General features: G+C 69.5%; 8 protein-coding genes. 2 read left to right on the top strand and 6 right to left on the bottom strand.

The annotated features are described in order from the left end of the window. Nucleotides 1–69: 69 nt before the first annotated feature. On the bottom strand, nt 70–1,077 hold the full coding sequence (locus tag ACFVJS_RS02695) for a neutral zinc metallopeptidase (protein WP_378877210.1): 1,008 nt from the start codon (nt 1,075–1,077) through the stop codon (nt 70–72). A 15-nt stretch (nt 1,078–1,092) separates the two neighbouring features. Between ACFVJS_RS02695 and ACFVJS_RS02700 the strand changes: the two genes are divergently transcribed. Then, a complete protein-coding gene (locus ACFVJS_RS02700; protein WP_378877212.1) occupies nt 1,093–2,691 on the top strand; it encodes an ABC-F family ATP-binding cassette domain-containing protein in 1,599 nt (532 codons plus the stop codon). A gap of 3 nt (nt 2,692–2,694) precedes the next feature. On the opposite strand, the gene ACFVJS_RS02705 is transcribed toward ACFVJS_RS02700, so the two are convergent. The 5 genes from ACFVJS_RS02705 to ACFVJS_RS02725 form a co-directional block, all read right to left on the bottom strand. Continuing rightward, the gene (locus ACFVJS_RS02705) at nt 2,695–3,927 is read right to left on the bottom strand and encodes a hypothetical protein (protein WP_378877214.1); all 1,233 of its coding nucleotides are present in this window, start codon (nt 3,925–3,927) and stop codon (nt 2,695–2,697) included. Nucleotides 3,928–3,996: 69 nt separating this feature from the next. Then, nucleotides 3,997–4,518, bottom strand: coding sequence for an ATP/GTP-binding protein (locus tag ACFVJS_RS02710; RefSeq protein WP_378877280.1), 522 nt, complete (start codon nt 4,516–4,518; stop codon nt 3,997–3,999). A gap of 43 nt (nt 4,519–4,561) precedes the next feature. Then, nucleotides 4,562–4,918 carry a DUF742 domain-containing protein gene (locus ACFVJS_RS02715; RefSeq protein WP_378877216.1) on the bottom strand — a complete coding sequence of 119 codons (357 nt, stop codon included), beginning with the start codon at nt 4,916–4,918 and terminating at the stop codon, nt 4,562–4,564. A 14-nt stretch (nt 4,919–4,932) separates the two neighbouring features. Then, nucleotides 4,933–5,319 carry a roadblock/LC7 domain-containing protein gene (locus ACFVJS_RS02720; protein WP_378877218.1) on the bottom strand — a complete coding sequence of 129 codons (387 nt, stop codon included), beginning with the start codon at nt 5,317–5,319 and terminating at the stop codon, nt 4,933–4,935. Next, nucleotides 5,309–6,685, bottom strand: a complete 1,377-nt coding sequence (locus tag ACFVJS_RS02725; protein WP_378877220.1) for an ATP-binding protein — start codon at nt 6,683–6,685, stop codon at nt 5,309–5,311. Before ACFVJS_RS02725 ends, ACFVJS_RS02720 begins: the two co-directional genes overlap by 11 nt. 227 nt (nt 6,686–6,912) lie before the next feature. Here ACFVJS_RS02725 and ACFVJS_RS02730 point away from each other — a divergent pair. Then, the coding region (locus ACFVJS_RS02730) for an ABC transporter transmembrane domain-containing protein (protein ID WP_378877282.1) at nt 6,913–7,509 on the top strand (597 nt) is incomplete at its 3' end.

Consider the following 7,509-nt stretch of genomic DNA (forward strand, 5'->3'; position numbering starts at 1 on the left):
CTTCTCTGGCGTTGCAATGCCCGAGAAGTGCAGGGATACCCGGTTAACCGGGTATCCCAACGCCCGGGCCTACGGGTTGTCGAGATCCCGCGCCCTGAACGTGTCACACCCGGCGATCGAGTCGGGTGTGGTCATGCCCTTCTTGAACCAGGCGATCCGCTGCTCGGAGGAGCCGTGGGTGTACTGGGAGGTGTCCACACGGCCGGTGGTCCTCGACTGGATGTGGTCGTCGCCGACCGTCTTGGCGGCGCCGATGCCCTCGGTGATGTCTTGGTCGGTGATGTCCTCGACGAACCCGTCGTTCTCAGCGGCGGCGGTCCACATGCCGGCGTAACAGTCGGCCTGCAGCTCCAGGCGCACCGCGTCGGAGTCGGGGCCCTGCTGGGTGCGGACCTGGCCCATGGTGCCGAGCAGGTTCTGGATGTGGTGGCCGTACTCGTGGGCGAGCACGTAGGCGCGTACGAAGGTGGTGTCCTGGCCGCCGAGCTGCTCGAAGATCGAGTCGAAGAAGGTCGGGTCGAGGTAGATGGTCTGGTCGGCCGGGCAGTAGAACGGCCCGACGGAGCTCGACGCGGAGCCGCAGCCTCCGGTCTGGACCTGGTCGGAGAAGATCACCACGGCCTGCTCGGGCTGGAACCTGCCGGAGAGGTCGGACTGGGAGTCCCAGTAGCCGGTCATCGAGTTCTCCATGGCGACGAAGGCGCAGTTCTCGTCGTTGTTGGCGTCCTCGCCGGTCTGGCACGACCCGAAGTCGCCGGTGTCGCCACCCTCACCCGCCTGAAGACCGCCGAAGGTGCCGGTGCCGACCGAGGACGAGCCGCTACCGCCGTCGCCGAGGACCTGCGGCCCGACGCCGGTGCACTGGGTGATGAGGAAGAAGACCAGCAGCACGATGACGGTGCCGATGCCGCCGCTGGCCTTGCCGCCGGGGATCGGGATCCGGGCGCCACCTCCGCCACCGAACCCGCCGCCGCCACCGCCGCCGGAGGTCCGGCTGGTGTCGAGTCTGGCCTTCGGGTTGAACCGCATCTTGTCCCCCTGGAGGTGGTGATGTGTGGGGGCGGGTGCCCCGCCCATACACTAGTGACGGTAATGATCACTGCCCATGACCTAGAAGTCCGCGTCGGCGCCAGACTTTTGATGGAGAACGTCACATTCCGAGTCGGACCCGGCGACAAGGTCGGGCTCGTAGGCCGCAACGGCGCCGGGAAGACGACCCTGACGAAGGTGCTCGCCGGCGACCATCTGCCTGCCTCCGGCACGGTGTCCAACACCGGCGAGATCGGCTACCTGCCCCAGGACCCGCGGGTCGGCGATCCCGAGGTGATCGCCAAGGACCGCATCCTGTCCGCCCGCGGCCTCGACGACGCCGTACGCCGCATGCGGCTCGCCGAGGAGGAGATGGGCTCCGAGGACCCGAACGTGCGCGAGAAGGCGATGAAGCGCTACCAGCGCGCCCACGACGAGCTCGACGCGGGCGGCGGCTACGCGGCCGAGACCGAGGCCCTGCAGATCGCCCAGTCGCTGGGCATCCCCGACCGGATCATGACCCAGCCGCTCAAGACGCTGTCGGGCGGTCAGCGCCGTCGGGTCGAGCTGGCTCGGATCCTGTTCTCCAGCGCCGAGGTGCTGATCCTCGACGAGCCGACCAACCACCTCGACGCCGACTCGATCATCTGGCTGCGCGACTGGATGAAGTCCTACAAGGGCGGTTTCATCGTGATCTCCCACGACAACGACCTGCTCTCCCAGACGGTCAACAAGGTCTTCCACCTCGACGCCAACCGCGAGGTGATCGACATCTACAACATGCCGTGGAAGCAGTATCTGGTCCAGCGGGAGACCGACGAGGCCCGGCGCAAGCGCGAGCTGATGAACGCGCAGAACAAGGCCAAGACGCTCACCGACCAGGCCAACAAGATGCGCGCCAAGGCGACCAAGGCGACCGCCGCCCAGCAGATGCTGAAGCGTGCCGAGAAGCTGATGGAGGGCGTCGAGGGGGAGCGGCAGCAGGAGAAGGTCGCCGCGATCAAGTTCCCCTCGCCCGCGCCCTCCGGCAAGACCCCGCTCACCGCCAACGACCTCTCCAAGTCCTACGGCGCCCTCGAGGTCTTCACCGCCGTCGACCTGGCCATCGACCGGGGGACCCGCGTGGTCATCCTCGGGCTCAACGGCGCCGGGAAGACCACGATGCTGCGCATCCTGGCCGGGGTCGACCAGCCCGACACCGGACGCGTCGTGCCTGGTCACGGCCTCAAGATCGGCTACTACGCCCAGGAGCACGAGACCCTCGACACCAAGCGGTCGGTGCTGGAGAACATGCAGTCCGCCGCGCCGCAGCTCACCGACACCGAGGCCCGCACCGTGCTGGGTGCGTTCCTCTTCACCGGTGACGACGTGCACAAGCCCGCCGGGGTGCTCTCCGGCGGTGAGAAGACCCGGCTGGCCCTGGCCTCGCTGGTCGTCTCCGCCGCCAACGTGCTCCTGCTCGACGAGCCCACCAACAACCTCGACCCGGCCTCCCGCGAGGAGGTGCTCAACGCGATCCGCCGCTACGAGGGCGCGATCGTGCTGGTCACCCACGACGAGGGCGCCGTGCACGCGCTGGAGCCCGACAAGGTGCTCATCCTGCCCGACGGTGTCGAGGACCTGTGGAACGAGGAGTACGCCGACCTGGTCTCGCTCGCCTGAGGCTCAGGTCGACGTCCGCACGAACCTGACCGGCATCGAGGTCGGGTAGCGGTAGGAGAGCGAGTCGGTGTTGCGCTCGACCCGGTCGGCCGGCACCGCGAGGGTGACCTCGGGGAGGCGCTCCAGGACGGTGCGTACGGCTGCCTGGACGATGATCGTCCCGGGCCGCTGCGCGGGACAGGAGTGAGGGCCGGCGCTCCACGACATGTGGGCGCGATTGCCGATCTCGAGCCACGGGTCGCCGCCGGTCATCAGCGGGTCCACGTTTGCCGCGGCGATGCAGGGCACCACCCCGTCGCCCTTCCGGATCAGCTGGCCGCCGAGCTCGACGTCGCGCAGCGCGAACCGCGGAGTGATGTTGTAGCAGGGCGGGTCGCGCCACATCACTTCCTCGATCGCCTGGTCGACGCCGAGGCGGCCGCCGCGCAGGCGGCCCGCGAACCGCTCGTCGGAGAGCATCAGCAGCAGGGTCTGGGTGATGGTCGCGATGGTCAGCTCGTTGCCGGCGATGATCATCACGATCATCGCCTCCATGACCTCGTTGTCGTCCCACAGGCCGGGGTCGTCGATCAGGTGCGAGGTGAGGTCGTCCTGCGGGTCCTTGCGGCGTCGCGCGATGTGGTCGACGATCTCGACGGCGAGCTCGATGACGCCCTCCTGGGCCAGCTGGCCGCCACCGAGGACCTTGTGGGCGGCCTTGCGCATCGCGTCTCCGACCTCGGGGCCCATCCCGAACATCGCGGCGACCGAGAGCAGCGGGATCAGCACCGCGTAGTCCTGGACGAGGTCGGCCTCGCCGCGCTCGAGCATGTCATCGACGAGGTCGTTGCAGATGCTGCGTACCTGCGCGGCGTAGCCGTGCTCGTCGACCCGGGACAGGGCCCGGTCGACCGGGGAGCGCAGCCGCCGGCGCAGCTCGCCGTCGTTGTGGAAGGAGTTCTGCCGGGTGGTCACGAACGGGTAGATCGGCATGTCCGGGTGGATCCTGCCCTCCTGCACCGCGCTCCAGTTGTCGCCGTTGCGGGAGAAGACGTCCTCGTTGCGGATGACCTCGCTGAACTCGGCATAGCCCATCACGAACCAGACGCGTACGCCGGGCGAGAGCTCGGCCGGGGCCACCGGCCCCCACTCGGCCCGGAGCCGTTCGTGCACCTCCCGTGCCCGTGGCCCGACGGTCTCTGGCGCCTGGACGACGTCGGTGAGGTCGGCGAGACGTACGGTGCGGGTGGGGGTCATCGCGGGGCCTGTTCGTCGGGGTCGGGACTGTGTGGTCTCAGCGGGTCAGCGGATCAGTGCGTCATTGGCTCATTGGGCCTTGAGGGCGTGGCGCACGAGCGCTGCGAGCGCGCGGACGCAGGCGTTGCGGCTCTTGGCGTTGCACACGACGATCGGGGTCTCGTCGTCGAGGTCGAGCGCGGTCCGGATCTGGTCGGGTTCGTAGTTCGGCGCGCCGGGGAACTGGTTGACGGCGACCACGAAGGGGAGTGACGTACGCGTCTCGAGCTGGTCCAGCACCTCGAAGGAGTCCTCCAGCCGGCGGGTGTCGACCAGGACGAGGGCACCGGCGGCGCCCTCGGCGAGGCCGGACCACAGGTCCCAGAAGCGGCGCTGGCCAGGGGTGCCGAAGAGGTAGAGCGCGATCTCATCGGTCAGGGTGATCCGGCCGAAGTCCATCGCGACCGTGGTCGTCGTCTTCTCCGGGGTTGCCTCGACCGCGTCGATCCCCTCGCTGGCCTGGGTGATCGACTCCTCGGTGCTGAGCGGCTCGATCTCGCTGACCGAGCCGATCAGGGTGGTCTTGCCGACTCCGAAGGAGCCGACCACCAAGATCTTGACCGACTCGACGACCGTCGGCGCCAGGTAGTGGCTGTCAGAGGTGGTTGAGAGCATGCAGCACCTTCTGGAGGGTTTCGCGGGAGGGGCCGGCGGTGGTGTCGCTGTCGGGGCGTACGCCGATCAGGCCGGCGTCGATCATGTCCGAGGCGATCACCGCGAGGACGCTGACCGGCTGGCCGAGATGGACGGCCATCTCGGCCATGGAGATCACGCCGAGACACTGGGAGAGGACCTCGCGTTCCTGGCGCCCCACCGAGGTCGCCGACGGGCTGGCGTGGCCGATCAGGAGCGTAGCCGGTGTCAGCCGATGGGTCGGGCGGGCGCGGCCGCCGGTCCGGACGTAGGACCGGATCGGGTGGTCGACGTAGTCGTCGTCGGGGGCGTCGGGCATCGGGTCAGGTCGGGTCAGATCGAGCGTCTCGGGGTGCTCATCGCGCGCTCCCCGATCATCAGGACGGTCGCCTGCATCTGCTGGGCGACCAGCGCGGGGTCGATGCTCATCTCGGTGACCACCGCGAGCCGGGAGCCGTCGCCGGCGCCACGGATGAACAGGAAGCCGCCGTTGAACTCGACCATCACCTGCCGGGGGTGGGCGTCGGCGCCGAACTGCCGGCTGATCCCGTGGCCCAGCGAGGTCAGCCCCGCGCAGGCCGCGGCCAGCTTGTCGGCCTCCGCGCGGGGTGTGTGGCTCGTGCGTACCCGGACGAGCCCATCGGCGGAGAGGACCACGACATGACGTACGCCGCGTACCCCCGCGACCAGCTCCAGCATCCAGCTGTTCTCATCGGTCATGGTTCCTCCAGTGGTTCTCGGGTGCGGAATCGGTCTCCGCGGTGGTGGCCGGAGCGATGGTGGCCGGCGCGCCGAGGAAGCTGCTCATCCAGGCGCCCGCCTGCTCGGCGGTCGGCTCCGGGCGGGGTGGGACGACTCGGGTGACCGGTTGCTGTCCGGTCGCGACGCGCTGGCCCCGCTTGGAGCGGCGCTGTGGCAGGCCGTCGGAGGTGATCAGCGACGGCTCGTGCTGCTGGGGGACGGGAAGCGAGGGCGGCGTACGCGGCGCGACCAGCTCCCCGTCGGCAGGGCTGAGCGGGGTGGTCATCGCCTCGGGCACGAGCACGGCGACCCGCAGGCCACCGTGGACGGACTCGGTCAGGTCGACGCGGAATCCGTGGCGGCGTACGTAGGTGCCGACCACCGCCAGCCCGGTCTGCGGGATCTCGCCGAGATCCTGCAGGCGCACCTGCCGGGTGCCGGAGGCGATCTCACGCATCCAGGCCAGGTTGGTCTCGTCCATGCCGACGCCCGCGTCGTCGATCTCGAGGGCCGCCCCGCGGCGTACGGAACGGATCGTCACCAGCACCTCGGTCGCCGGCGGCGAGGACTGGGTCGCGTTGGCGAGGAGCTCGGCGACGAGGTGGATCAGCGGCTCGACGTAGGCGCCCTGGACCGCGACCGGCGGGTCGCCCTCGATCCGGACGCGGCGGTAGGCGGTGATCCGGCCGGCCGCGCCGCGTACGACGTCCGCGATGGCCAGCGGGTCGCTCCAGTGCTGTCCGGGCTGCTCCCCGCACAGCGTGGCGATGCTCTGCGCCAGCCGCGCCTGCTGCGCCGCCGCGTGGTCGACCCGCATCCCCGCCTCGAGCACGTCCGGCTCGGCCGGGAACTTGGCCACCATCCGCGTCGACTCCTCCTGGATCCGGTGCGCCGACGCCTGCACCTTGCGGGACAGCGACAGCACCGCCACCCGCATCCCGGCCTCCCCGCCAGGCTTGGCCACCTCAGCCGAGACGTCAGGCAGGTCGGCCGAGACGTCGGGCAGGTCGGCCGAGACGTCGGGCAGGTCGGCCGAGACGTCACTCGCGTCGATCGAGACGTCATCGGGTGCCGACTCGGCCGACGCCGGCGACGCTTCGGCCTGCGTACCCGACGCCTCGGCCGACGGGGGTGACGCCTCGGCGGGGGTGGCTTCGTAGGCCATCGCGGTGAGCCAGAGGGTCAGGGCGACGACAGGTACGCCGGCGAGGATCCAACGCCAGAACCACTGGTCGCCCGAGGCGGTGACGAAGATGACGGGGGAGAGCGCGACGAAGAGGAGGATCGCCGTGCTGCAGAACCATGGACCGGCTCGGTGGAGTCGGACCAGGAGTGGTCGGGTCATGTCGGGCACCTGGTGTGGGGGTGAGCAGTCAGGGCATGAACCCGCGGGTCAGGGCAGTGGGGGCGATTCCTGATCCAACCCCCGGCGACCGGCGCACACACGCGCACCACTTCATACCACCAACAGAGCGCTTGGTCACCTACCCGAGGTGATTTTGACCATATTTCGACGACCGTCCTCGAAGCGGCCTTACGCGGCCGGGCGACTAAGGTGACGGGGTGTCACAAATGGGTCCAGGCTTCGGTACGACGGGCGGGGCGATGGGCGGCGGCGGGATCATGCGCAACCTGCGAGCCGACCGGACCGTGCTCGAGCGAGGGTTGCCGAAGGGCACCGTCAAGCGCGTCATCTCCTACGCCAGGCCCCATCGGGCCCTGATCAGCGCCTTCCTGCTGTTCACCGTCTTCGACGCCGCGCTCGTGGTGGTCACCCCGCTGCTGACCCAGCGACTGATCGACGACGGGGTTCTCGACAAGAACGTCTCGCTGGTGATCTGGCTGGCCGCGGCGATGGCGCTGGTCGCCGTGATCGACATGGCCTTCGGGGTCGTGTCGGGCTGGCTGTCGACGCGGATCGGCGAGGGCCTCATCTTCGACCTGCGCACCCAGGTCTTCGGTCACGTCCAGCGCCAGTCGCTGGCCTTCTTCACCCGGGCGCAGACCGGTGCGCTGGTGAGCCGTCTCAACACCGACGTGCTCGGCGCGCAGCGGGCGTTCACCTCGACGCTGTCCAACAGCGTCTCCAACCTGATCTCGGTCTTCGTCGTCGGCGCGGCGATGCTGGTGCTGTCGTGGCAGGTGACGCTGATGTGCGTCGCCCTGTTC

The sequence above is a fragment of the Nocardioides sp. NPDC057772 genome (assembly GCF_042798075.1).
Classification (GTDB): Bacteria; Actinomycetota; Actinomycetes; order Propionibacteriales; family Nocardioidaceae; genus Nocardioides.